The 24,190-nt window shown below is 68.6% G+C and carries 20 protein-coding genes; 11 read left to right on the forward strand and 9 right to left on the reverse strand.

Features of this window, described 5'->3' with window-relative positions:
• Positions 1-1,867: 1,867 nt before the first annotated feature.
• From DW306_RS04740 to DW306_RS04760, 5 genes are all read left to right on the forward strand, one after another.
• Positions 1,868-2,743 carry a ParA family protein gene (locus DW306_RS04740; RefSeq protein WP_240747059.1) on the forward strand — a complete coding sequence of 292 codons (876 nt, stop codon included), beginning with the start codon at positions 1,868-1,870 and terminating at the stop codon, positions 2,741-2,743.
• Entirely contained in the window at positions 2,743-3,711 is a 969-nt protein-coding gene (locus DW306_RS04745) for a ParB/RepB/Spo0J family partition protein (protein WP_205814098.1), read from the forward strand. Before DW306_RS04740 ends, DW306_RS04745 begins: the two co-directional genes overlap by 1 nt.
• A gap of 61 nt (positions 3,712-3,772) precedes the next feature.
• Positions 3,773-5,221 carry a sugar porter family MFS transporter gene (locus DW306_RS04750; RefSeq protein WP_136054498.1) on the forward strand — a complete coding sequence of 483 codons (1,449 nt, stop codon included), beginning with the start codon at positions 3,773-3,775 and terminating at the stop codon, positions 5,219-5,221.
• A gap of 9 nt (positions 5,222-5,230) precedes the next feature.
• Entirely contained in the window at positions 5,231-5,569 is a 339-nt protein-coding gene (locus DW306_RS04755; protein ID WP_136054499.1) for a tryptophan synthase subunit alpha, read from the forward strand.
• Position 5,570: 1 nt separating this feature from the next.
• Positions 5,571-6,098 (forward strand): GrpB family protein, encoded by a 528-nt coding sequence (locus DW306_RS04760; protein WP_136054500.1) that lies wholly within the window; start codon positions 5,571-5,573, stop codon positions 6,096-6,098.
• A 287-nt stretch (positions 6,099-6,385) separates the two neighbouring features.
• Here DW306_RS04760 and trxA read toward each other — a convergent pair whose 3' ends face one another.
• From trxA to DW306_RS04780, 4 genes are all read right to left on the reverse strand, one after another.
• Positions 6,386-6,709, reverse strand: a complete 324-nt coding sequence (gene trxA / locus DW306_RS04765) for a thioredoxin (protein WP_046014687.1) — start codon at positions 6,707-6,709, stop codon at positions 6,386-6,388.
• A 67-nt stretch (positions 6,710-6,776) separates the two neighbouring features.
• A complete protein-coding gene (trxB, locus tag DW306_RS04770) occupies positions 6,777-7,751 on the reverse strand; it encodes a thioredoxin-disulfide reductase (protein WP_136054501.1) in 975 nt (324 codons plus the stop codon).
• 100 nt (positions 7,752-7,851) lie between these two features.
• Complete coding sequence (gene murJ, locus DW306_RS04775) at positions 7,852-9,486, reverse strand: murein biosynthesis integral membrane protein MurJ (RefSeq protein ID WP_136054502.1); 1,635 nt, start codon at positions 9,484-9,486, stop codon at positions 7,852-7,854.
• The gene (locus DW306_RS04780) at positions 9,479-11,635 is read right to left on the reverse strand and encodes a DUF6049 family protein (protein ID WP_136054503.1); all 2,157 of its coding nucleotides are present in this window, start codon (positions 11,633-11,635) and stop codon (positions 9,479-9,481) included. The genes murJ and DW306_RS04780 overlap by 8 nt, the downstream gene beginning before the upstream one ends.
• 99 nt (positions 11,636-11,734) lie before the next feature.
• Here DW306_RS04780 and DW306_RS04785 point away from each other — a divergent pair, with 99 nt between their 5' ends.
• The 3 genes from DW306_RS04785 (at position 11,735) to DW306_RS04795 (ending at position 16,369) form a co-directional block, all read left to right on the forward strand.
• Positions 11,735-13,261, forward strand: coding sequence for a methyltransferase (locus DW306_RS04785; RefSeq protein WP_136054504.1), 1,527 nt, complete (start codon positions 11,735-11,737; stop codon positions 13,259-13,261).
• Between the two features lie 28 nt (positions 13,262-13,289).
• Positions 13,290-14,345 (forward strand): LLM class flavin-dependent oxidoreductase, encoded by a 1,056-nt coding sequence (locus tag DW306_RS04790; protein WP_136054505.1) that lies wholly within the window; start codon positions 13,290-13,292, stop codon positions 14,343-14,345.
• An 80-nt stretch (positions 14,346-14,425) separates the two neighbouring features.
• Positions 14,426-16,369: a carboxypeptidase regulatory-like domain-containing protein gene (locus DW306_RS04795; RefSeq protein WP_136054506.1), complete on the forward strand. Its 1,944-nt coding sequence runs from the start codon at positions 14,426-14,428 to the stop codon at positions 16,367-16,369.
• 44 nt (positions 16,370-16,413) lie between these two features.
• On the opposite strand, the gene DW306_RS04800 is transcribed toward DW306_RS04795, so the two are convergent.
• The 3 genes from DW306_RS04800 to DW306_RS04810 form a co-directional block, all read right to left on the reverse strand.
• Positions 16,414-18,171 carry an alkaline phosphatase family protein gene (locus tag DW306_RS04800; protein ID WP_240747061.1) on the reverse strand — a complete coding sequence of 586 codons (1,758 nt, stop codon included), beginning with the start codon at positions 18,169-18,171 and terminating at the stop codon, positions 16,414-16,416.
• 88 nt (positions 18,172-18,259) lie between these two features.
• Entirely contained in the window at positions 18,260-18,754 is a 495-nt protein-coding gene (locus DW306_RS04805) for a hypothetical protein (protein ID WP_136054507.1), read from the reverse strand.
• 367 nt (positions 18,755-19,121) lie between these two features.
• Positions 19,122-21,653, reverse strand: coding sequence for a metallophosphoesterase family protein (locus DW306_RS04810; protein WP_136054508.1), 2,532 nt, complete (start codon positions 21,651-21,653; stop codon positions 19,122-19,124).
• Positions 21,654-21,801: 148 nt separating this feature from the next.
• On the opposite strand from DW306_RS04810, the gene DW306_RS04815 reads away from it, so the two are divergent.
• Both DW306_RS04815 and DW306_RS04820 read left to right on the forward strand, forming a co-directional pair.
• A complete protein-coding gene (locus DW306_RS04815; protein ID WP_136054509.1) occupies positions 21,802-22,137 on the forward strand; it encodes a hypothetical protein in 336 nt (111 codons plus the stop codon).
• Positions 22,134-22,427, forward strand: coding sequence for a hypothetical protein (locus tag DW306_RS04820; protein ID WP_136054510.1), 294 nt, complete (start codon positions 22,134-22,136; stop codon positions 22,425-22,427). Before DW306_RS04815 ends, DW306_RS04820 begins: the two co-directional genes overlap by 4 nt.
• Positions 22,428-22,449: 22 nt before the next feature.
• Here DW306_RS04820 and DW306_RS04825 read toward each other — a convergent pair whose 3' ends face one another.
• Positions 22,450-22,911: a BLUF domain-containing protein gene (locus DW306_RS04825; protein WP_136054511.1), complete on the reverse strand. Its 462-nt coding sequence runs from the start codon at positions 22,909-22,911 to the stop codon at positions 22,450-22,452.
• 26 nt (positions 22,912-22,937) lie between these two features.
• Positions 22,938-23,822: an aldo/keto reductase gene (locus DW306_RS04830; protein WP_136054512.1), complete on the reverse strand. Its 885-nt coding sequence runs from the start codon at positions 23,820-23,822 to the stop codon at positions 22,938-22,940.
• A 115-nt stretch (positions 23,823-23,937) separates the two neighbouring features.
• Here DW306_RS04830 and DW306_RS04835 point away from each other — a divergent pair, with 115 nt between their 5' ends.
• On the forward strand, positions 23,938-24,186 hold the full coding sequence (locus DW306_RS04835; protein WP_136054513.1) for a hypothetical protein: 249 nt from the start codon (positions 23,938-23,940) through the stop codon (positions 24,184-24,186).
• Positions 24,187-24,190 lie beyond the last annotated feature (4 nt).

Raw genomic sequence — 24,190 nt, forward strand, 5'->3', positions numbered from 1 at the left:
ACCGCCCGTCGCGATCGCCAAGGTGACGTTTCACGTGAAACATCAGGCCGTTGAGTTGCCGATGTGCTCTCGCGGACGGTCGATCACGCGCGTTCACGGGGCTTCACCGATGCGACCGACTCGAGACGTCTATTGCCGTGCCCCCTCGTCGGCGTCGAACCAACGGGTACATCACCCCGGTGCCCAGCGGGAGGGGGTCAACCGCCCGTCGCGATCGCCAAGGTGACGTTTCACGTGAAACATCAGGTCGCTCAGTTGCCGATCTGCTCTCGCGCACCAGTCGATCACGCGCGTTCATGGGGCTCTACCGATGCGACCGACTCGAGTCGTCTACTGCCGTGCCCCTCGTCGGCGTCGAACCAACGGGTGCATCACCCCGGCGCCCAGCGGGAGGGAGGGGGTCTACCGCCCGTCGCGCCCGTCGTCGATCCACGCGCCCGTCGGGCCCCACCGATCCGACTGGCGCGAGACGGCTGCTCGCATACCCCTCAATCGGCGTCGGGCTCGACGCGGAGATCACCCCGGCCCCAGCAGGAGGGCGTCACTACCATCCACCGCGCCCGTAGCGATCTCAAAGGCGACGTTTCACGTGAAACGTCAGGATGCTCCGTTGCCGAACTGCTCTCGCGGACCAGTCGATCACGCGCCCACCGGGACCCACCGATCCGACCGATTCGAGACGGTTGCTGCCGTGCCCTCTCATCGGCGTCGAGCTCAACGGGTGCATCCCCCCGTCCCCGGGGAGGGGCCTCATTCCGATCCATCGTGCTCCCGAAGCGGCGCCCACTATCGATGGTCGCTGGGAACTCCCGTCGAGAAGGGTATTTCGATGCGGAAACCCGTCGGACAAACGTAGCTAGGGGGTCAGGTCGTGCGAACGCCGAGGCGGTATCCACAACCGCACGACTGCATCACGCTCGCACCGGCGCGGGAGGACCGGGCCGGTCGACCGACGACACATCCCCACCCCAGCGGAGCTTCGCGACCGCGACAAGGCCGGGGCAGCCGCCCGAAGTATCTGTCCGCCACAGAGAGGCCGGATACCGTCGCGTTCCCGACCTCGGTGGCCTACTCGCGGCCCGATTCGCGATGGCTTCGCTCTTTGCCGGATCCCCGGGAGAGGTTGAAGGGCTGCGGAAACCCAGGCTGCCGTGGCGTTCGCGCAACGGCCGCGGGGGCCGATATCGATGGGGATCACCCTTCTGCGCGGCTGACGTTTCACGTGAAACGCGCGTACAGCCAGTCGCCCGGGGCGCGAACCCAAGATCGTCCAGACCGCCGCCCGCGTTGACCCCCAGACACTTGGATCGCCAGCCGGGCACGCGGAACACGTCTCCGCCGCACCGAGATCCGACCGTGTCATCCGCGGATCCGTGAGGACAAGCTGCGAGGCGCAGGCTCCGCGACGGTCGGCGTTGCCCCCTATGCGCACGGCATCCGAGACCTGCCGATAACGCGCCGAGCTCCCCGACGTCGCGACCTACGCGGGCGGGAACCAACGTTTCACGTGAAACACCCGCGTCCTCCCTCCCGCTGACGAGGCGCAGTCGTCGAGCGAAGCGAGACGCTGCCGACGCCGTGTCGCACCAAAACCACGGACGGCATGTCCGCAGCCGCTCGCCTGGGGAGTGGGATTGTTCCCTGAATGAGCATCGGGAGGGGCCCCCGCTTGCGGGGAGGGCACCCGCTCTGCGAATGAAGGGAAGCAATCCGCTCCCCGCCCCCTCGAGATCCCCACCGGAACTCCGCATAACCCCAGCCGCATCTCAACGTCCGCCTCAGCGATTAGAGTGGAACGCGGCCCCGAAAGGAGTGGATGTTTCACGTGAAACAATCCGAAAAGGCATCATCGAACGAATCGTTCGGGATGGATACACCGCTCGCGCGGGAGCTCGCCGACCTGTCCGCTCGACGCCGAGCGCTGGAATCCGCGAAGATCGAGTTCACGGGGGAGACCCGCGTCCTGACGGTCTCGAACCAGAAGGGCGGCGTGGGCAAGACCACGACGGCCGTGAACGTCGCTTCTGCTCTCGCCGGTCTCGGCGCCAAGGTCCTGGTCATCGATCTCGATCCGCAGGGGAACGCCTCCACCGCTCTCGGTGTGCCGCACAGCGCCGAGATTCCCAGTGTCTACGACGTTCTCATCGAGGAATTCCCGCTCGCCGACATCGTGCAGCAGAGCCCCGAGGACCCGAATCTCTTCTGCGCGCCGAGCACCATCCACCTCGCCGGAGCCGAGATCGAGCTGGTCGCCCAGGTCGCGAGGGAGCATCGACTGCGTCGGGCGCTGGAGGAGTACCTCGTCGACAGTCCGATGGACTTCGTCATCATCGACTGCCCGCCGTCTCTCGGCCTGCTGACGATCAACGCCTTCACGGCGGCATCCGAGGTCTTCATCCCCATCCAGTGCGAGTACTACGCGCTCGAGGGTCTGAGTCAGCTGCTCGGCAGCATCCAGATGATCCAGAAGCATCTGAACCCTGCCTTGCATCTCTCGACGATCCTGCTGACGATGTTCGACGGTCGCACCCGTCTCGCACAGCAGGTGGCTGACGAGGTGCGCACCCACTTCCCCGACCAGGTGCTGGAGACTGTGATCCCGCGCTCTGTGCGCGTGTCGGAGGCGCCGAGCTTCGGTCAGACGGTGATCGCCTACGACGGGCAATCCGCCGGGGCGATCGCATATCGCGAGGCCGCTGTCGAGATCGCGTCGCGCACCGCGACGCAGAGCAAGGAGAAATGATGGCGAAGCGCACTGGACTGGGTCGGGGCATCGGTGCCCTGATCCCTACGGCCGATCAGGCGGAGCGTCCTGTCGACGTGTTCTTCCCGGGGGCGAACCTCCGCCCGAGCGAGGACCAGGTCAGCACGGTCGCGCGTGAGCAGGAGGAGTTGGCGGCTGTTCCCGGCATCCATCTCGTTCAGGTCAACCCGAACAGCATCGTGCCGAACCCGCGTCAGCCTCGCACGCATTTCAATCCTGAGGATCTCGCCGAACTGGTGCACAGCGTCCGTGAGTTCGGTGTGCTGCAGCCGGTCGTCGTCCGCAAGAACAGCGACGGCGAGTACGAGCTGATCATGGGGGAGCGGCGGACGCGCGCCGCCCGCGAGGCCGGGCTCGAGACCATCCCGGTGATCGTGCGGGAGACCGCGGATGAGGATCTCCTCCGCGACGCCCTTCTCGAGAACCTGCACCGCTCCGAGCTCAACCCGCTCGAAGAGGCCTCTGCCTACCAGCAGCTGCTCGAGGATTTCGGCATCACCCAGGAAGAGCTCGCGACGCGGATCGGGCGCTCGCGTCCGCAGATCAGCAACACGATCCGCCTGCTGAAGCTCCCTGTGCCCGTGCAGCAGCGCGTCGCAGCGGGTGTGCTCACGGCCGGTCACGCACGCGCCATCCTGAGCCTCGACACCCCCGAGGCGATGCAGCGTCTGGCCGACAAGGTCGTGAACGAGGATCTCTCGGTGCGAGCCACGGAAGAGGCCGCGAAGTCGCAGCCGACCGCTGCGGGGAAGAGCCCGAAGCCGACTCCCGGGGCCCGTCGCGCCTACCTCGACGAGGTCGCCGGCAAGCTCGGTGACCGACTGAACACCCGCGTGAAGATCGCATTGGGAGCACGTAAAGGCCAGGTCACGATCGATTTCGCTTCCATTCAGGATCTGAACCGCATCCTCGAGGAGATCGGCGAAGAAGGATACGGGAAGCGCTGATCCGCGCGTCGGCACACCGAGAGGCCTAGACTCGCGTCACCAGATGTCGAGGAGGGGCACAATGTCGCGCACACAACCCGGATCAGCCATTCGAGGCCGCGTCATCGCGGTCAGCATCGCCGCCGCTCTCGGCGGCTTCCTGTTCGGCTTCGACACCGCCGTCATCAACGGCGCGGTCGATGCTCTGGCCGGCAGCCAGTCGGGCTTCGACCTCGGCGTGGGGCTCAAGGGCTTCGCAGTGTCGTCGGCGCTGATCGGCTGCGCAGTGGGCGCCTGGTTCGCCGGTCCTCTCGCCAATCGCTTCGGTCGCATCCCGGTGATGGTCGTCGCGGCCGTGCTGTTCCTGCTCTCGTCTCTGGGCTCCGGTTTCGCGTTCGGGGTCGTCGACCTGATCTTCTGGCGCGTCATCGGCGGACTCGGCGTGGGAGCGGCATCCGTCATCGCTCCGGCGTACATCGCCGAGGTCTCGCCGGCGAACATCCGCGGGCGACTCGGGTCTCTGCAGCAGCTGGCGATCGTCACGGGTATCTTCATCGCCCTGCTCTCCGACGCGATGCTCGCCAACGTCGCCGGGGGAGCGGCGGAGCCGCTCTGGGGTCTTGACGCGTGGCGCTGGATGTTCATCGCCGGTGCGGTCCCCTCGATCGTCTACGGCGCCATATCGCTGAGGCTCCCGGAATCTCCGCGATACCTGGTCGCGAAGGGCGAGCTCGAGAAGGCATCCGAGGTGCTGACGACCGTCACCGGGGCGATCGACGTGAAGGCGAAGATCGAGGAGATCACCGGCACGCTCAACACCGAGCGCTCCGAGTCTCTGCGCGATCTGCGCGGCAACCGGCTCGGGCTGAAGCCGATCGTCTGGGTCGGCATCCTGCTCTCGGTGTTCCAGCAGTTCGTCGGCATCAACGTGATCTTCTACTACTCCACGACGCTGTGGCAGTCCGTCGGTTTCGGGGAGTCGGAAGCTCTGCTGATCACCGTGATCACCTCGGTGACGAACATCGTGGTGACGATCATCGCGATCCTGCTCGTCGACCGCGTCGGCCGGCGGATCATGCTGCTGGTGGGCTCGGTCGGCATGACGCTGACGCTCGGACTGATGGCGCTCGCCTTCTCGTTCGGCACCCTGGACGCTCAGGGGGCGGTGACGCTGCCCGATCCGTGGTCGACGGTAGCGCTGATCTGCGCCAACGGCTTCGTGGTGTTCTTCGGAGCGACGTGGGGGCCGCTGGTCTGGGTTCTCCTGGGCGAGATGTTCCCGAACTCGATCCGCGCGGGAGCGCTCGCGGTGGCCGCTGCAGCCCAGTGGGTCGCGAACTTCTTCATCTCGACGACCTTCCCGGCCTTCTCGGCGATCGGGCTCCCCTTCGCCTACGGGTTCTACGCGTTCTTCGCGCTGCTGTCGTTCTTCTTCGTGTACTTCAAGGTCGCGGAGACCAAGGGCAAAGAGCTCGAGGATATGCGCGAAGACACGAAGGTCGAGCGCCGGCGGCGTCCCAGTCGGACGTAGGCTGGAAGCATGTCCGAGTCCGTTCAGCGCCGCGCCAGCCTCGAAGTGCTGCGTGCGGAAGCCGCCGACGAACTCGCCGTGCTGATCCAGGAGCGTCTCCTCGGCGGCGAGGATCCGTGGGATTTCATGGAGGAGCTGCCGAGCGTCGATGAGCTCGTCGTCTACCTGCTGAGGGCCGACAACATCAATGCCAATGACGGCGTGCGTCCGAACGCCGCGCGTCACTATCGGGTGCTGCGCCAGATCGCGTTGGAGTATCCCGAATTGACGCCGGCCGTGTGGGGGCTGCTCGACGAGAAGCAGCGTCACCGCCGTTGGGACCCGACGGTCGCCGACCGCTCGTCCTGACATGCCCCGGATGCTGGTGCAGTACGACCCGCGCTGGCCGGAGCTCTTCGAGGAGATCGCGGCGGAGCTGCGCGCCCACGGCGATCCGTCCTGGGCGATCGAGCACATCGGCTCGACCGCGGTTCCGGGTATGCGCGCCAAGCCCATCATCGACCTCGCGGTGCGCATCGAGAGTGCGGAGGACTTCGAGGCGCATCGTCCGGCTCTCGAGTCGCTCGGCTGGCGCCTCGGCAGCAGCGTGCAGAGCCACCCGGTGATGGTGTTCGAGCGCGACGGCGTCCGCACGCGCATCGCGCACTTCTTCGCGGCGTCAGACTGGGAGACCGTGAACCAACGCATCCTGCGCGACTGGCTTCGTGCTCACCCCGAGGATGCCGACCGCTACACCCACGCGAAGTGCGACGCCGTGGCCGCCGCCGCCCGCGGCACCTCGACCTACAACGCCGCCAAGACCCCCGTCATCCAGCACCTTGTCGACCGCGCCCGCGACGCCCGAGGCCTCCCGTCCGTCCCCGTCTCCGACAAGTAGCGCTGGACACCTATCCCTGACTCAGCCTCCCGCATCACAACCTCTGTGGCCTTCACCCGCAGCACTGCGCCCGTCCGCGTAGCGCAGGGCGCAGGGATGTTCCCCGAACGAGCATCGGGAGGGGCCCGCGCAGCGGGAGGGAACCCGCTCTGCGAGAGAGGGGACATCCCTGCGCCCGGAACCCCGCGTTTCGTCTCGCTCCGCTCGCTCAACGACCGACAACGGGGCCGGACACAGAAAAGGCCGCCACCTCCGAGGAGGTGACGGCCCTGCTGGGTCTCAGAGGATCAGCCGATGAATGCGGCGAGGTCCTTCTCGAGCGCGAACTTGGGCTTGGCGCCGATGATGGTCGTCTTGACCTCACCGCCGTCGAACACCTTCATCGCCGGGATCGACGTGATCTGGTACTTCATCGCGAGCTCGGGGTTCTCGTCGACGTTGAGCTTGAGGATGGTGATCTTGTCGGGGTTGTCGGCCTGGATCTCGTCCAGAACCGGCGCGACCATACGACAGGGACCGCACCACTCGGCCCAGAAGTCCACCAGCACGGGACCGTCGGCCTGCAGGACGTCCTGTTCCCAGGTCGCCTGGCTCGTAGCCTTTGCACTCATCAGAGTTCTCCTTGATTCGAGGTTCGTCCGTTACAACAGCGGACGAGGTGAAAGTGTTCCCGCGCGCTCACGCGGTGAGGACTTCGGCGGCCTCCGCAGCGGGGACCTCGACCGAGGCGTCCTCGAGATCGGCGAGGAAGTGCTCCGCGTCGAGGGCCGCGACCGTGCCCGTGCCGGCAGCCGTGATGGCCTGACGGTAGGTCGGGTCGATGACGTCTCCGGCGGCGAAGACGCCCGGCACCGAGGTGACCGACGAGCGGCCGTCGACCCAGATCGTGCCCTCGGCGGTCAGCTTCAGCTTGTCGTGCACGAGGTGCGTGCGCGGGTCGTTGCCGATCGCGATGAACAGGCCGTCGAGCGGAAGGTCGCTCAGCGTGCCGTCGACGGTGTTGCGCAGCTGCACGCCGCTGACGGAGTCGCCACCGAGCACCTCGGCGACCTCGCTGTTCCACACGAACTCGATCTTCTCGTTCGCGAACGCGCGCTCCTGCATGATCTTCGAGGCGCGCAGCGTGTCCTTGCGGTGGATCACGTAGACCTTGTCGGCGAAGCGGGTGAGGAACGTGGCCTCTTCCATGGCGGAGTCGCCGCCGCCGACGACCGCGATCGTCTTCTGGCGGAAGAAGAACCCGTCGCAGGTGGCGCACCAGGAGACGCCGTAGCCCGAGAGGCGCTCTTCGCCGTCGATGTGGAGCTTGCGATAGGCGGAGCCGGTGGCGTAGATCAGGGTCTGTGTCTCGTGCACCGCGCCGCTGCCGAGCGTGACCGTCTTGACCGGGCCGTCGAGCTGCAGGTCGGTGACGTCGTCGTAGAGCACCTCGGTGCCGAACTTCTCTGCCTGCTCCTGGAACTTCGCCATGAGCTCGGGGCCCTGGATGCCCTCGGGGAAGCCCGGGTAGTTCTCGACCTCGGTGGTGTTCATCAGCTCGCCGCCGACCTCGACCGAGCTCGCGATGAGCAGCGGCTTGAGGTTCGCGCGGGCAGCGTAGATGGCGGCCGTGAAGCCGGCAGGGCCGGAACCGATGATGATGACCTGACGCATGTGCTCTCCGTCTGAGAAAAGGGATCCGTCGAAAGACGGCCCGAGTACTTCAACCCATGGTAACCGCGCGGCATTCCCTGCGCCGAGTGCCGGGCGGGAGTCAGCGACCGGGCAGGAAGCGGCGCACCAGGGTGCCGGCGACCTTGAGTTCCGGCGCCCGCAGCAGCGCGAGGATTCCGAGGTACACGATGACCACGACGAGGCCGATGACGGCGGTGCCGAGGGCGCCGACGAGCTGTCCGTCGAGCATCCATCCCTCCACTCCGCCGCTGAGGACGAAGACGCCCCAGCCTGCCGCGCCCGCCGGGATCGCGGCGATGGCGAAGCGGCCGATGGCGGTCATCCACGAACCGACCTGGAGGCCGCCGATCTTGCGGTGCAGCAGCCACGCGGCGACGACGGTCTGCAGGATGCTGGCGATCGACTGACCGAGGGCGACGGCAGCCGCGAGCAGGCTCAGCGGGATGACGTCGTTCTGGAACAGCGCCCAGGCTCCGAGGGCCGTGACGACGATCAGGACGCACTGGAACATGACGAACCAGAAGGGCGTGCGGGTGTCGTCGTAGGCGTAGAAGGTGCGCTGCACGATGAACAGGATGGTCAGCGGGATGAGGCTGACGAGGTAGCAGAGCAGCACGAGGGCGGCGGACTGCGCGGCACTCTCCGCGGTCACGAACTCGGTGTCCTTCGTGAACACCCGCGACGCGGGGATGGCGGCGGCAGCGACGGCGGCCACGGCGGCGGCGATGAAGAAGAGCAGGGTGCGGATGCTGCGCGCGATGTCGGCACGGACCTCGTCGTCACGCCCGGCGGCAGCGTGCTCGCTGATCTGGGTGAAGTAGGGCGTTCCGATCGAGAGCACGATCACCGAGTAGGGGAGCATGAAGATCAGCCAGGCATTGGTCGTCACCGTCGCGGAGGCGTCGATGCCCGCGGCCTCGCTGATGATGAAGCCCTGCAGGGTTCCCGCGGCGAGGCTGGCGAACGCCATCAGGAACGTCCAGCCGGCGAGACGGCCGACCGTGCCGAGTCCGACCCCGCGCCACCGGAAGTCGGGCTTGAGCGCGAGCCCGGTGCGTCGCCAGAACACCAGCAGCACGACGGCCTGCAGCGCGATGCCCAGCGTGGCTGTGCCGCCCAGAAGGGTGATCATCGTCGGCGTCCACTCGGAGGCCCGCGTCGGCACCGGTGCGAACAGAGCGCCGAGGGCGAGGAAGCCGGCGATGGAGATGAGGTTGTTGACGACCGGCGCCCAGGTGAACGGGCCGAAGATGCGGCGGGCGTTCAGCGCCTCTCCGAGCAGCGCGTAGAGCCCGTAGAGCAGGATCTGGGGCAGGCACCAGTAGGCGAGCGCGGTCGCGAGGGCCAGGATGTCAGGCTTGGCCTGTCCGGCGACGATGTGGACGAGCCAGGGCGCGCAGGCCGTCGCGAGAGCGGTGAGCACGACCAGCACGACCGTGCCGAGCGTGAAGAGCTTCGAGATGAAGGCGTTGCCCCCGTCGGCATCCGCCGTGGCCTTCACGATCTGCGGAACGATCACCGCGGTGAGAACGCCCACCGAGATGAGCGAGAACACGCTGTTCGGGAGCTGGTTCGCATAGGTGAAGGCGTCAGCGGCACCGGAGCTGACCGATCCGAGCACTCCGACCAGCACGATGCTCCGCAGCAGCCCGGTGACGCGCGAGACGAGGGTGCCGGCGCCGATCACGGCGCTGGCGCGCCCGAGGCTACTCACCCCGGCCGTCTTTCGGCTCGGCGGCTTCGAGCGCCGCCGCATCCGCTGCTGCCTCCTCGGACGCCTCGCGGCGCTTGCGGAGCACGGTGCGGACCACGCCGAGCCCGATCAGCAGCGCGGTGAGCCCGCCGAAGATGCCGAGGCCGATGGTCTCCCACTCCGCGCGGACGGCGACTCGGATGATCTGATCGCTCTGCACCTGCACGCCCGTGGGACTGAGGAGACCGAGCCGCAGGTCGACCTCGCCGCTGCCGACGCGCGCCGAGACCGGGACCTTCACGCGGGTCGTGCTGTTCGCCTGCACGACCGTCTCGATCAGCGGCTTCACTTCGAGGCGGGGGTCCGTCCGCGACGCCGTCAGCTGCACGGTCACCGGCCAGGGAAGGTCGTTGCGCACGCCGATCGGCAGGTCGGCGTTGGCCGAGATCAGCTGGATCGTGCTCGACTGCGGGATGCTGACGGACCCGAGCGTCGCTGTCGTGAGCGCACGATGAGCGGCGACGCTCGCCGGGAAGTCGTCCGCCGGCGTGCGGACGGTGAGGGTGCGCAGGATCCTGATGCGCTCCGGGCCGAGAAGCACCTGCGGGTCGGTGAGGATCGTCGAGAAGGCGCCGAGGGCCTGCTCGTCCACGAGGAGGTTCGCGACCTCCGCAGCACCGGGAGTGCCGCTCTCCACCGAGATCGCCGCGGCGACCGGCGCGGTGTCGCGCAGGGCCCCGAGGTCGAAGCCGATCGAGTCGGCGGCCGAGATCGCCTCGCGCAGTGCGTCGGCGCTGCGCGTCTCGTCGCGGTCGAGTCCGATCAACAGCGGGGCACCGGGAGCGCGAGCCTCGGCGAGGAAGAGCCGGGCGGCCGATTCGGCGAGCAGACGTTGACGGGCAGCGGGGTCGGCTTCGGCCGCAGCGTCCGAGAGCGATGCCGACGTCGCGGCATCCGTCACGAGGAGATCGTGTCCGTCCGCCGTCGCGTGTGCGGTGCTCTGCCCGCCGACCGTGGTGGAGGAGACGATCGTGGTCGTGCTGTCGCCGAGATAGCCCGCGAAGGCGGTGAGATCGTCGGCGGTGACATCCGGGCGGGGCCACAGGATGCGCGGCAGGGCGCCGTCGACGTCGGTGAGCGCTTCGTCGTCCGGAAGTGCGGGCGTCTCGGTCGGCGTCGGCGTCGGTCCGGTCGTGCCGTCGGCGGTGTCGGTCGGGGGAGGGGTGACACGCACCACCGGGAAGTTCGCGGGGTCGAGGAAGGGGGTGAACGAGAGCGGCTGCAGCAGTTCCGGGAGCTGCGCCTGTGCCTGCACCCCGGCATCCGCATCGCCGAACTGCAGGGCGAAGCGCGCATTGGGCAGCTCGTCCAACCGGGTCAGCCAGTCCGTCGCCTGCTCCGGTGCGGCGGAGCCGAGAACCCGGATCGCGGCGAGGATCGACGGATCGATCGCGAGGACGGCTGTGGTTCCGGCGACGCCGTCGAGCTGTGCGGTCAGGGCGCCTTCCGGTGCGGTGAGCGCCGCGATCTCGTCCGAGGTGAGCAGGACGCCGTCCGCGGGTGTGGCCGTGATCGGAACGATGACGCCGACGAGCGACGGCGTGGCCGCGGACACGATCAGGACGCTCGTCGCCGTGGCATCCTGCTCGACCGCGTCATCGGCCGCCGGTCCGCCGGTAGTCGCACCGGTCAGCTCTGCCCGCAGCGGGTAGATTCCGGGCGCGAGCAGGCCGAGCGTGTCGTCGGGCACGAAGATCGTCGTGGTCGCCGATTCGCCCGCCGCGATGGCCTCGGTGCTCTCGCTTCCGATCGTGGCGAAGTCTCCCGCGGCCTCTTCGTCGTCGAGCCAGTCGGTGAGGCCGGCATCGTCGGCCAACGGGGTGCTGCCGATCTCGACGCGGACGCGCCCGTCGGTCAGCTCCGAGTCGGTGCGGTTCCGCAGGGTGATCACGGCAGAGGTCGAGGATCCGGGCGCGACCGTGCCGCGAAGGCCGGCGGAGACATGCAGCTCGACGGTCTGCTCATCATCCGCGGGCGGTGTCTCAGCGGCCGCGGCGGCGCCGGGAACGGCGAATCCCCCGATGCTCAGCGCGATCGCGAAGACGGCGGTCCTGCGCGCGAGCCGCTGCAGGCGCGCACGGAAGCCGGTTTCGGGGGTTGTGACGGTCATGAAGGTCTTCCTCGAACGCCCCGGGACGGGGGCTGCTCGTGAGTACTGACCTTGTGATTCTAGGAGGCCCGAGGAAGGAGAACCCTGAAGACGCGTAGAGTGACGGCCGTGTCCGACACCCCCGCACCCGTCCCCGACCCGCTCGGCAGTGCCGCCCTCGCCGCCGACCTCGACGAGGCGGACCTCCGTTCCGAGCCCCTGCGGCGCCTGTGGGGCGAGGAGGCCGACGACGCGCTCGCCCGAGGAATGCGTGAGCCGATCCTGCGCGCGATCGCCGGCGACTCCGGTGTGCTGGCGACCCTGGGTCGCCTGCTCGTGCTCGGGATGCCGCAGCCGCGGGAGGCCGTCGCCGACGCACTGCCGCGTCTGGGCGTCGATGGACTCGTCGCTCTCGGCCTGGCACGTGCGGACGAGGAGATCGTCACCCCGACCGCCCTCCTGCGCCCGCAGTCGTTCGTCGATGCCGACGGTGTCGGCGAGTGGTGGATCGCCAGCGACCTCGACGAGGTCGCTCTCGATGGCGCCCTGCCGGCCGATCACGTGCTCGGCGTCGGCGGCGCATCCCGCACGCTCGCCGAGACGATCGTGCCGATCGAGGTCGATCGCGCGCTCGACCTCGGCACCGGTTGCGGCATCCAGGCGCTTCTCGTCGCTCGGCGGGCGGGCACGGTGGTCGCGACCGACATCTCCGCGCGAGCGCTGGCGTTCGCCGAGCTCAACGCCCGCCTCAACGGGGTGAGCAACATCGAGTTCCGTCTCGGGAGCATGTTCGAGCCGGTCGAGGGCGAGGCGTTCGACCTGATCGTCTCGAACCCGCCGTTCGTCATCACCCCGCGGGTCGACGACGTGCCCGCCTACGAGTACCGCGACGGCGGCCTGGTCGGCGATGCGCTCGTGGAGCAGTTCGTGCGCACGGCACCGGCCTTCCTCACCGTCGGCGGCATCGCGCAGCTGCTCGGCAACTGGGAGTCGCGCGACGGCGTCACGGGGCTCGCACGCCTCGATGCCTGGGTGCCGGGAGACCTCGACCTCTGGGTCATCGAGCGCGAGCAGCTCTCTCCTCTCGGCTACGCCGAGCTGTGGATCCGCGACGGCGGCACGACACCCCGCGATCCCGAGTTCACGCCGCTGCTCACCGCCTGGCTCGACGACTTCGCCGCGCGCCGCGTCACGTCGATCGGCTTCGGGTACGTGCTGGTCCGGCGACCGGCCAGCTCAGAGGGGCCCGCGCACGCGCCGATCCGGCGCAGGGAGGCCGTGCGGCAATCCGTCGCGAACGTGGGCGCCGCGCTCGCCACGGGCCTGGCCGCGCACGACCTGTTGGCCGCGGGTGTGCCCGCGACTCTCGTCACGGCATCCGATGTCACCGAGGCGCGGCACCTGCTGCCGGGCGACGACGATCCGAGCGTGATCGAGCTGCGGCAGGGCGGAGGTCTCGCCCGCACCGTGAGCGTCGATCCTGCGCTCGCCGCCTTCGTCGGAGCCTGCGACGGCGAGCTCACCGTCGGTCAGATCGTCGCGGCGCTGGCCGACCTGTTCGAGGTGCCTCTCGCCGATCTGTGGGCTGACCTCGAGCCGCGCATCCGTGCGCTCGTGTTCGACGGCCTGCTGGTGCCGGGGGAATAGCCATGGCATCCATGCGTTGGAATAGATCATGAAGGCTTTCGGATTCCTCTCCTTCGGGCACTACGCAGATGTGCCCGGCTCGGCGACCCGCACGGCGGGCGACATGCTGAAGCAGACGATCGAGATCGCCGAGGGCGCGGACGAGATCGGCGTCAACGGCGCGTCGGTGCGCGTGCACCACTGGGCACGGCAGGCTGCGTCTCCGATGCCGTTGCTGTCGGCCATGGCCGCACGCACGAAGCGCATCGAGGTCGGCACCGGCGTGATCGACATGCGCTACGAGAACCCGCTGCAGTTCGCCGAGGAGGCGGCCGCGCTCGACCTCATCGCCGATGGTCGGATCGCCCTGGGCGTGAGCCGTGGTTCACCCGAGACGGCGCTCCGCGGGTACGAGACCTTCGGGTACGTCGATGAAGAGGATCCGGAACGGGGCAGCGTGCTCGCGCGGGAGAAATTCGACATCTTCCTGCGCGCCATCGACGGGGAGCGCATCGCGGCCGGTGATCCGCGCATGGTCGGCGAGGGCCGCTATCTCGCGATCGAGCCGCAGTCGCCGACGCTCCGCGACCACATCTGGTGGGGCTCCGGCTCCCGCGCGACCGCGGAGGAGACCGGACGCAAGGGGCTCAACATGATGAGCTCGACCCTGGTGACCGAGGCCACCGGCCAGCCGTTCCACGAGCTGCAGCGCGAGCAGATCGACCTGTTCCGCGCCGCCTACAAGGAGGCCGGCCACACCGGCGCGCCCCGCGTCTCGGTGAGCCGCAGCGTCTTCCCGCTCATCTCCGACATGGACAGGGCGTACTTCGGCCTGCGCAGCGAGGAGAACGGCGACCAGATCGGCGTCATCGACGGCTTCCGCTCCACGTTCGGCAAGACCTACGCCGCAGAGCCCGACGTGCTCATCGAGCAGCTGAAGCGGGACGAGGCCGTGATGTCGGCCGACACCCTGCTGCTGACCATCCCGAACCAGCTGGGACCGGCGTACAACCTCCACGTGCTCGAGTCGTTCGCGACCCACGTCGCACCCGCGCTCGGGTGGAAGCCCAACACCGAGGGGCCTGTCCAGGGCGATCCGGTCTAGATCGTGCAGAGGGCGGATGCCGCGGCATCCGCCCTTTTCCACCCCTTCACGGCATTCCGGTATACCGGTACTCTGGCCGCATGCGTGTGCATCGGAGGGGAATTCTCGCGGGGGCGATCATCTTCATGGCTGTGCTCGTCGGCGCCGTCCCCGCGGCTGCGGCGACCACCAGTTCGTGGGCCACCTGGCAGCCGCTCGCCGGCGGAGCCGGGGCCTACACGACGACCGTGCAGATCGCGGCGCAGCCCGCGATCACGGCGACCATGACAAGCGATTCCCGCGGCGGCGGCCCAGGCGTCATCTCGGGAGCATCCACCTGGCTCTCCGAGGGCACGCCCATCGGCGCCAAGTACGGATCCAGCCGCGATCTGCCGTACCTGAACCTGCGTCCGAAGGCCGACAACGCCGCGAGCCCCTCGATGACCACGTACTCCTTCGACGCCCCCACGCCTTCGTCGGGGTGGGCCTTCGCCCTCGGCGACATCGACGCCGACTCCGTGCGCATCCAGGCCATCGGTCCCGACGGGCAGGCGCTCGACGCGACCGAGCTCGGCTTCCAGAGCGGCTTCAACTACTGCGCTCCCGGCGTCGTTGGCAAGCCCTCGTGCACCGGCGTGGCGACCGATGTGCCGGTCTGGGACCCCGCCACCCTCACTCTCACCGGAAACGCGGCCGCGGCCGACACGAGCGGCGCCGCCGCGTGGTTCGAGCCGGCAGCGCCGATCAGCTCGCTCACCTTCTTCTTCACCCGCCGGGCGGGCTTCCCGGTCTACCAGACGTGGTTCGCCTCTCAGGCCCGCGACATCACCGGCTCGGTCGTCGACATCGTGGACGGCCCCCTGACCGGGGTGGCACTCACCCTCACCGACGCGAACGGCGCGGTCGTCGGCACCACGACGACAGCGCCGGACGGCACCTACTCCTTCCCCGGCTTCGTCGCGACCGACGGCTACACCGTGCGGGTCGCACCTCCGGCCGGCAAGATCTCGACGGGGGCGACGACCGTGGCGGTCGATCTGACCACGACGGATGCCGTCGCCGACTTCACCGTGCGAGACATCGTGCCGGTCGCGGTCTCCGGACAGGTGACGGATGCCGACGGCGACCCGGTGCCCGGCGTGACCGTGACGATCGACGGGCAGACCACGACGACGGATGCGGCGGGCGAGTACCTGTTCGACTCCGTCCCGGTGGGCACCCATACAGCGACGATCACCACCCCGGACGGCTACACCCTCGTGAGCAGCCCGCCCCCGTTCACGATCCCGCCCCTCAGCGAGGACCCGATCGAGAACGTCGACTTCCAGGTCGCCGAGAACCCGACGCTGAGCGGAGCAGTCACCTCGAACGGCTCCGGTGTCGCCGGCGTGACGATCACCGCCGTGGGCCCCGGCGGCACGATCACCGCCGTGACGAACGGGAGCGGCGCCTACTCTTTCCCGCGTCTTCCGGCCGGCGACTACGACATCACCATGACGACTCCCGGCGGCTACGTCGCGTTGACCCCGGTCACCCGGACCGAGCAGATCGCCGGCGTCGACGTCGCGAACGTGGACTTCGATCTCGCGCGCCTCGGCGCCCTCGACGGCACGGTGCGCACCGACGGCGGCGCCCCCGTACCCGGCGTGGTCATCGATGTCACCGGTCCGGGGGTGCCCGCACAGCTCACCACGGATGCCGATGGCTCGTTCGGCCTCGGCGGACTGCCGCCGGCGACCTACACTCTGACGGTCGTGCCGCCCACCGGCAGCACCGTCGTCGGAGCCGCGACCAGGACCGTCGTGATCACCGCGGCCGGCGAGGCCGTTGTCGAGCAGGACTTCACGCTCGCCGCGATCGTCGTCCCGCCGGATCCCGATCCCGACCCGCCGGTGACCGGCGGCAACGGGGGCGGCAACGGCGGAAGCCTGCCGGGCACCGGTCTCGGCCCGGAGACCCTCGCATGGGCCGCGGGCGGTGCGGGCGTGCTGCTCGTCGGAGCGGTGCTGCTCATCGTCTCGCGTCGCAGGGCTCCGCGCGACTGATCCGATGGAAGGGGGGCGGATGCCGCGGCATCCGCCCCCTTTCATCAGCTGGCCTTGGGCGGACCGAACAGCTCCTCGCCGTGCTCGTGGAGCAGCCGGTAGGCATCGGCGAACGTCTCCGGCTCGGGTTCGCCCGGCTTGCCGTAACGCGCGATGAGCAGACCCAGCAGGCCGCGGGCCGGCGGCGTCAGCGGCTTCGTGTGATCCGCCTCGTTCGGCTGCGGCGGGGTCTCCTCCGGGTTGGGCGGGGTGTAGGCCGGGGTCGTGACGGGCCAATCGGCAGGATGCCGCGGCTTGTCGAGGTTCACGACGTTGAGCAGCGTGTTGGCCGACTGGTCGCGGTCGTTGAGCGGCTTCAGCCCGTGCAGCCGCGAGAGGGTCGCCGTCACCGAGCCGTGATGCATCTCGTCGTGGATGATCGAGCCGCGCCTCGTGTACGCCGACACGGCGATCGCCGGCACCCGGCAGCCGAGCCGGTCGAACGTGAAGCCCATCTCGCCGGCCTTCGTGTCGGGCGTCGGCTTCGTCGCAGCGGGCGGGGGCACGTGGTCGTAGCATCCGCCGTGCTCATCGAACGTGATCAGCAGCAAGGTGTTCACGGCGTTCGAACCCTGCGGCGACGCGCTCGTGCGCACCGCCTCGTAGATGTCGTGGATCAGTCGGTCGCCGGCGCGCACGTCGGACACCGCGCTGTCGAAGATCTCCTCGCCGCCGTCCGTGCTCTCCCGCACGGCGCCGAACGGCGGGTGGAAGTCGTTGTGGTCGTAGACCATCCGCGGCTCGATGAATGCGTAGGCGGGCAGCTTCCCGGCCTTCGCCTCGGCGTAGAAGTCCTCCATGGTGCCGAAGTGCTCGGTGCGCCAGTACTTCTCCAGCACGGCGGCGTGCAGCATCCCGGTGAACGAGACCAGCTGCAGCTTGTCGAGGTAGATCTTCCAGCTCAGCTTCTTGTCTTCGAGACGGTTGAAGACCGTGGGGGCCGCCGGGGCGTCGAGCCACTTCCGGTACCCGTCGCCGCCCTGATTCGTGACGAAGCCGTGCGACGTCGAGGCGTGGAAGAACGACCGGTTGCAGAACGTCTGCGACGGCACGCCCGCGTACCAGTGGTCGAACACCGCGAACTCCGCGGCGAGAGTCGACAGCACGGGCAGCATCTCGGGAGAGAACGAGCCCATGATGTGCGCGGCCTCTTCGGGCTTCGGCGCGGCACCGCGACGGAGACGCCGAACGTTGATGATGTAGTCCTCGAGGAACCCCGACATCGTCGCCTTCTCGCCCTTCGTCGGAGCGTTGAACGGCGCTTCCATCTCGTCGACGAAGAGGTCGGCGTTCGTCTTCGGATCGATCGTGCCGAAGATCTGCGTGTTGACGTGCGGATACTCCTCGCCCGGATCCGGGTCGGGAAGGCTCATGATGCGGTCGGTGGCGCCCTGATGGATATGGGCCTCGACGACGGTGCCGTCGGACGCCGTGTTGCTGTGCGACCCGAACGCCAGGCCCTCGAAGGTCTCGCCCGCAGGCAGGGTGTCCTTCGAGTACAGGTAGCCGAGCAGGTTGTCGAAGGAGCGGTTCTCGCCCATCACCACGACGAGGTGGTCGAACCCGGGCTCGCTGCGAGGAGTGAGGGCGGCGAACGGGTCGGGGTCGGATGCGAAGCCGTCGCGGTGGCCGGCAGCGACCGTCGCTCCGATGGCCGCTCCGCCCGCTCCGCCGACGACCGCGCCCGCCAGCGCGGCCCCGCCCATCTTGAGGAACCCTCGGCGGGAGGGATCGGGGACGGGTCGCGGGGTGTCTTCGGTCACGAGGCCGATCTTACGACCGGGCCGGGTCGCCGGGACAGTGCGGGACACCCCGCGGCAGCGCGAGGGCTTGTCGCGTGGCCGACGGACGTCAGATGTCGCTGTAGTCGTTGCCGCCGGTGGTGAGGCGCGTCACGACGTCGCCGGTGATCTTCAGGTCGATGTACTCCACGCCGACCTGACCGGGATTCACGAGCGACGATGTGCCGGGAACCTCTTGGACCCCGATGCTCAGATAGTCGGCGATGCCGTCGCCGTCCTCGTCCCATCCGTCCACGGCGCCTGCGGCCATCGCCTCAGCGCGCGTCGAACCGATTCCGATGCCCTCCGGGGTACGGAACGTCACTCCGGGCGCATCCTCGGTCACGACCAGGTCGATGCGGGTCTCCCGGACGGTCGCCTTGGTTCCGGGCCACTCGTATCCCGAGTACACCGTGTCGTACGGCCCTTCGACGGGTCCTTCGGTCGGGCCCGATCCGAACGCGTCCGTGAGGGCGGCCACAGCGCCGTCCGGGTCGTGCAAGGTGACGAGAGGTCCGTCGTCGACGGAGAAGCCGTCGACCGAGATCTCGATGACGTGATCCACAGGGGAGGGGGACGGAGAGGCGGCCGCGGTGGATGTCGGCGCAGGCGTCTCTGTCGCTGAACCGTCCGAGATCGCCGGGGCACACGCGGCGAGGGAAAGACCGAGGAGGGCTGCCGCGGCGGAAGCGAGGACGAGGCGAGAGCCAAAGCGCATGGCCTCATCCTAAAGCGGAGGGCGCGGCGGAGGATCGCCCCGCCGGCACAGGCATCGGGTCTGGCATCGCGACGAGAGCGTGGGCGCGCTCGAGTGCAGCCAGGAACGTGCCGCGCGGCAATCCTCTAAGCCTGATCGCCACCCAGATGGTGCGGCAGAAGGGCGCCGCCGGAGCCGAAGCCCCGACGACGCCTTCTGCACAGACGCTGCGGACCTACTCGGCGTGCTGCCGGCGACGCCGCAGCACGACGAGACCGAGACCCAGCACGAGCAGCACGACGGCGGCGATCACGTACGGAGTGCTGTCGGCACCCGTGGTCGCCAGGTCGCCCGCCGAGGCCCCTCCGTTGCCGGGCGTCACCGCTCCGCCACCCGAGGATGCGGCCGTGACGGTGAGCGAGGCGGTGACCTCCATACCGTCAGGGAGGATGACGGCGAGCGTGTGCACTCCCGCGGGGGTCGCCGCAGGGATCGTGACGGTGCGCGAGAACGCGCCGGCCGAACCGACCGTGACCGTACCGAGGTCGACCGGGTCGGAGCGCAGCTCGAGACGCAGCTCGGCATCCGCCGCGAAGCCCGAGCCCGACACCGTGACGGTGCTGCCCGCCTGAACGGATGCCGCACCCAGCTCGATCTCGGCCGGGACCTCGGGCTCCGTGACCGGGGGAGTGACCCCGGCCTCGGTGACCCATTTCTCACCGGCATCCGACTTGGTGATCGTGAACGTGTCATAGACCGCACCGACAGGCAGCTCGGTCGTGGCATCCGGCTGCTTCTCCGCGAGGTACGAGCGGTAGACGAGCTGGTCGTTCGAGACGTCGATCACCTGGTACGTGGTGACGCCCTGCCCGCGCAGCACCTGGGTGGCGCCGTTGTTCGTCCAGACGTTCTTCTCGGGGGTCTCGAGCTCGTAGTGCTTCGCGCCCGAGTTCGAGACGACGTAGACCGGTCCGGTGGTGAGGCCGGGGGTCTCGGTCGCGTCGGTGTTGACGTAGCCGCGGGCGTAGGTGTGGTCGTGGCCCATGAGTACCAGGTCGATGTCGTTGCGCTGGAAGACCGGAACCCAGTCGGCGCGCAGTTTCGGCTCGTCGCGACCCTCGGATGCCGAGAATACCGGCTGGTGGAACGTGACGACGTTCCACTTCGACGGGCTGTTCTGCAGCAGCAGGTCGAGCCAGGCGCCCTGGAAGCGGATCCACAGCTCCTCGCCCTTGTTGATCGGGCAGTCCGCACCCGTGCACGACGGCAGCGCCGGCGGGGTGAGGAAGGTCGCGTCGCGCGTCGCGTTGAGAGTGATGAAGCGCACGTCCTGGTAGTCGGTGTAGTAGGCGGTCTCGGCGGCGAACGCGCTCCAGTGCTCGAAGAGCGAGCGGTACTGCGCCGCGACCTCGGTGTCGCCCTTCGCGAGATCGGCCAGGTCGCCGATCGAGTCCATCGACGGGTTGTTGTGCGGGTACTCGAACGCGGCCTTCCACGCCGTGAGCAGCTTGTCGCCGGAGTACTCGTGGTTGCCGGGAGCGGCCATCACGTTGGTGCTGACCGCCGAGTCCTCCATGCCCTTGAACCAGTTGAGCCACTCGTTCTCGTTGCTGGACGTGTTGATCAGGTCGCCGGCGTGCACCGAGCCGATCGAGCGCGGGGCGTTCGCCTCGGCCTGCTTGACGACGCTCGGCCACGTCGTGTCGAGACCGATCTGCGCGTCGCCGTAGTAGACGAACTGGAAGTCGGTCGCGTTCGGGTCGGCGGTCGTGAACTCGAACCATTCGCTCCAGCTGCCCGGGAGACCCACGCGGTAGCGGTAGTCGGTCGCGGCGGTGAGGCCGGTGACCGTGGCGGAGAAGTGATGGTTCGGGTTGCCGTTCACCACGCCCGCGTCGTACGCGTCGACGGTGCGGGTCTCGCCACCGGCGGCCGGCGCGATCTCGACCTGACCGATCGTGTGCGAGGCGTCGCCCGCGAGCCAGGAGATCGACTGCGAGATCTCGGGCTGCTCGGTCGGCGTCAGGATGACGCGCGTCGGGGGCGCGATGACCGGAGCACCCGGGTCGGAGGCCTTCACCAGCGTGAGCGACGACATGTCGAAGTAGATGTCGGAGCTCGTCTCGCGGTCCTGGAAGAGCGCCACGGCGATGGTGTTCGTGCCGTCCTGCAGCACGTCGCCCTCGGCGGTGATGGTGCTCGTGAGCGGGTCGCCGTTCGAGTCGCCCGCGTACTCGACATTCGTGGTGTCGGTGATGCGGCCGTCGACGAAGCGGGAGACCTCTTCGCCGTTGATCCAGACGACGATCGCGTCGTCGTACGTGATCGAGCTCGAGAGCGACGCGACCTGCTCGGCGACGCCCGCCTCCAGCTCGAAGGTGCTGCGGAAGAAGTACGTCGGGACGGTCGGGGCTTTGGTGCCGTCGACGTAGTGGTTCAGGAGCGTCTTCGGCGTGACGGGGCCGACCGCGGCGAGTGTGCCGTTCTTGGCGCCGAAGGATCCGGTCGCCGTCTTCCACGCGCTGTCGTCGAACGCGGGGAGCGTCCAATCCCGGAGTGCGGCGGGCGCGGGAGACGGGTCGGAGCCGTCGTCGAGGTAGTGCCAGGCGGTGTCGCCGGTGATCAGCGATCCCGTCGGCACCTCGGGTGCGGCATCCGGTGCGGCGAAGGCCGCGGGGGCGACGACGGCGCCGCCGAGCAGGGCGAGGAGCGCGACGGACGTCAGTCCGCGACGCCGCCACCGCACCGCAGGGGTGGGGGAGGTCATGTCAGTCCTTCATGAGGTGGGGGTTTCGTGCTCAGCCGCACGAGGCCCCTTCAGACCATCGAAGACGGATGACGTCGGGCTGACGTCAGGGCGACGAAGAGATGAACAGAGCGGATGCCGGGGCGCTGGTCTTCACTACGATGTGGACATGTCCGATTCCGAGAAGCCGCGACGCGTGCCGCTCTCGCTGTCGAGCCCTCCGACTGCTGTGCAGAACGATCCGGAGAAGTGGCGCGTGTGGCGAAAGTTGTGGCTTCGCATCATGCTCCGGTGGTGGTTGCTGGTGGCGTGCTTGATGGTTCCCTGGCTCATGGTCATGGTGCTCACGTTCCGATTCCGCATGATCCCCGAGACCGTGGCCGTCGGCTCGCTGTGGGCGTGGGGTGCCCTCGGGATCGTCGCGGCGCTCGTCCTACGTCGCCTGGCCCGGCGCGATCTGGAGGACTTCGAGAGACGCGAACTCTCCGAAATGGTGGGCTCATGACCTCCGCTGACGACTCTTCGATCGATGCCCGTGTCCGTGCCGTCGTCCTCGACTACGGCCGCCGTCAGACCCGGCTGTTCGTCAGGTTCGCGCTGATCGAGGGAGCGGTCCTCGCCGTGCTCGTCGCGGTGATCTACGGCTTCGAACTGATCGATCCGGAAGAGGGCATCTGGTACCTCGTCGCCGTCGCCGTCGTCGGCGGGTTCCTGCTCAGCACGCTCCTGCTGCGGCTGATCCAGGCGCGCACGAGGGCCATCGCTCAGGCCAAGGGCGAGAACCCGCTGTTCTGAACGGGAGCGTGGGATCCTGCGGTCAGTTCCCGGGGCGATCTCTGAACATCCGGCTGAGTTGGCGGAACGCCCGTAACGCGGCCGGAGGGTCTTCGTCGAGCACGTCGATGTCGTTGAAGGCCGTGCGGAATCCGATCGGCATGAGAGCGGCCTCGGCTTCTTCGCTCACGAAACCCATCGTCCACTGCGGGAAGAAGCGGGAGTCGTGCTCGTCATCGACGAGCACGCGGAAGCCGCCATGCCGGGGGTCCGCGCCGATGCGATCGACGAGCTCCCGCACCGTCGCCTCGTCGCCTTCGAGATACTGCACGAAACGACCCTGCCGGTAGAGGAGCACTCCGGTGACATTTGCGGCTTCATTGGCAGATCGACTCTGAGTGAGAAGGTCCTTGAGGTCGTCGGCGTCGAACGGGACGGACGCCGCGCTGGTGTACACGGTCGAGTAGATGACGCGATGCCGAGCAGCAGGCGAAGTGTCAGACATGTATCGAGACTATGACCCCGGCGCGCTCAGTCCTGGTCGAGCGCGGCGAGCTCGTCGTCGGTCAGGACCAGGTCGGCGGCCGCGGCGGAGTCGCGGATCGACTGCGCTCGCTTGGCCCCCGGGATCGGGATGACGACCGACGACTGAGCCAGCTCCCAGGCCAGCGCCACCTGTTGCGCGCTCACGCCGCGAGACTCGGCCACCTGCTGGAACGTCGGATGCTGTTCGGCCAGCTCCTTGGCATCCGACAGCCCACCCAGTGGACTCCACGGGAGGAACGCCAGACCCAACTCGGTGCAGACGTCGATCTCGGGCCGGCTGCTGCGGAACTTCGGGCTGAACTGGTTCTGCACGCTCACGAGACTGTCGCCCAGCGCCTCGTGCGCCGCCCGGATCTGGCCGGGGTCGACGTTCGACAGCCCGATCATCCGCACCTTGCCGCTCGCGGCGATCTCGGTCAGCGCGCCGATGGTCTCGGCATAGTCGACCTTCGGGTCGGGTCGGTGGTGCTGCCACAGCGAGATCTGGTCGACGCCGAGTCGGGAAAGGCTCGCGTCGACCGCGCGGTGAAGATGCTCCGGGCTCCCGTCCATGGCCCAACCGCCGCCGTGGGTGCGGAACGCACCGCCCTTGGTCGCGAGGAACACACGGTCGCGCACGCCCAGCTCGTCGAGGATCGAGGCGATGAGCTTCTCGTTCTCGCCCTGCGCGTCGGCACCGAGTTCTTCACCCGGCCCGTAGGCGTCGGCCGTGTCGAACAGGGTGACGCCGGCGTCGAGCGCGGCGCGGACCGTGTCGAGCAGCTGCTCGCGGGGCTGGTGGCCGGTCTGGTCGAAGGTCATCAGGCCGAGACCGATCGCCCCGACGTCGACGCGGCCCGTGGTGTCGTTGCCGATTGTGCGTGTGTGCATGAGGCGATCGTAGGCGCGGAATATCGCTGAGCCGATGGGGTGGACACGACGGCGGGTGCGCGCGAAGATGGGCGATCGCCCCGGCTGTGGTCAACGGCACCCGTATCTCACTAGGGTGAGCACCGACGGGCACACCGACACGATCCGGGGGATCATCATGACAAGCCGCAACGCGTACAGCTCCAAGGGTCGAGTTCTGCTCTGGGCCATCATCACCGGCATCGCCGCCGCCCTCGGCTACCTCGTGGCCGAACTGTTCTCTCAGCACGACCTCTCGTTCGCACCATGGGGAATGATCGGCATCTTCGCCGTTCTCACCCTGTTCACGTACCTCATCAATGTCCGGAACGTGCCGAGGGAATAGCAGA

This window comes from Microbacterium sp. K24, assembly GCF_004794465.1.
Taxonomy (GTDB): Bacteria; Actinomycetota; Actinomycetes; order Actinomycetales; family Microbacteriaceae; genus Microbacterium.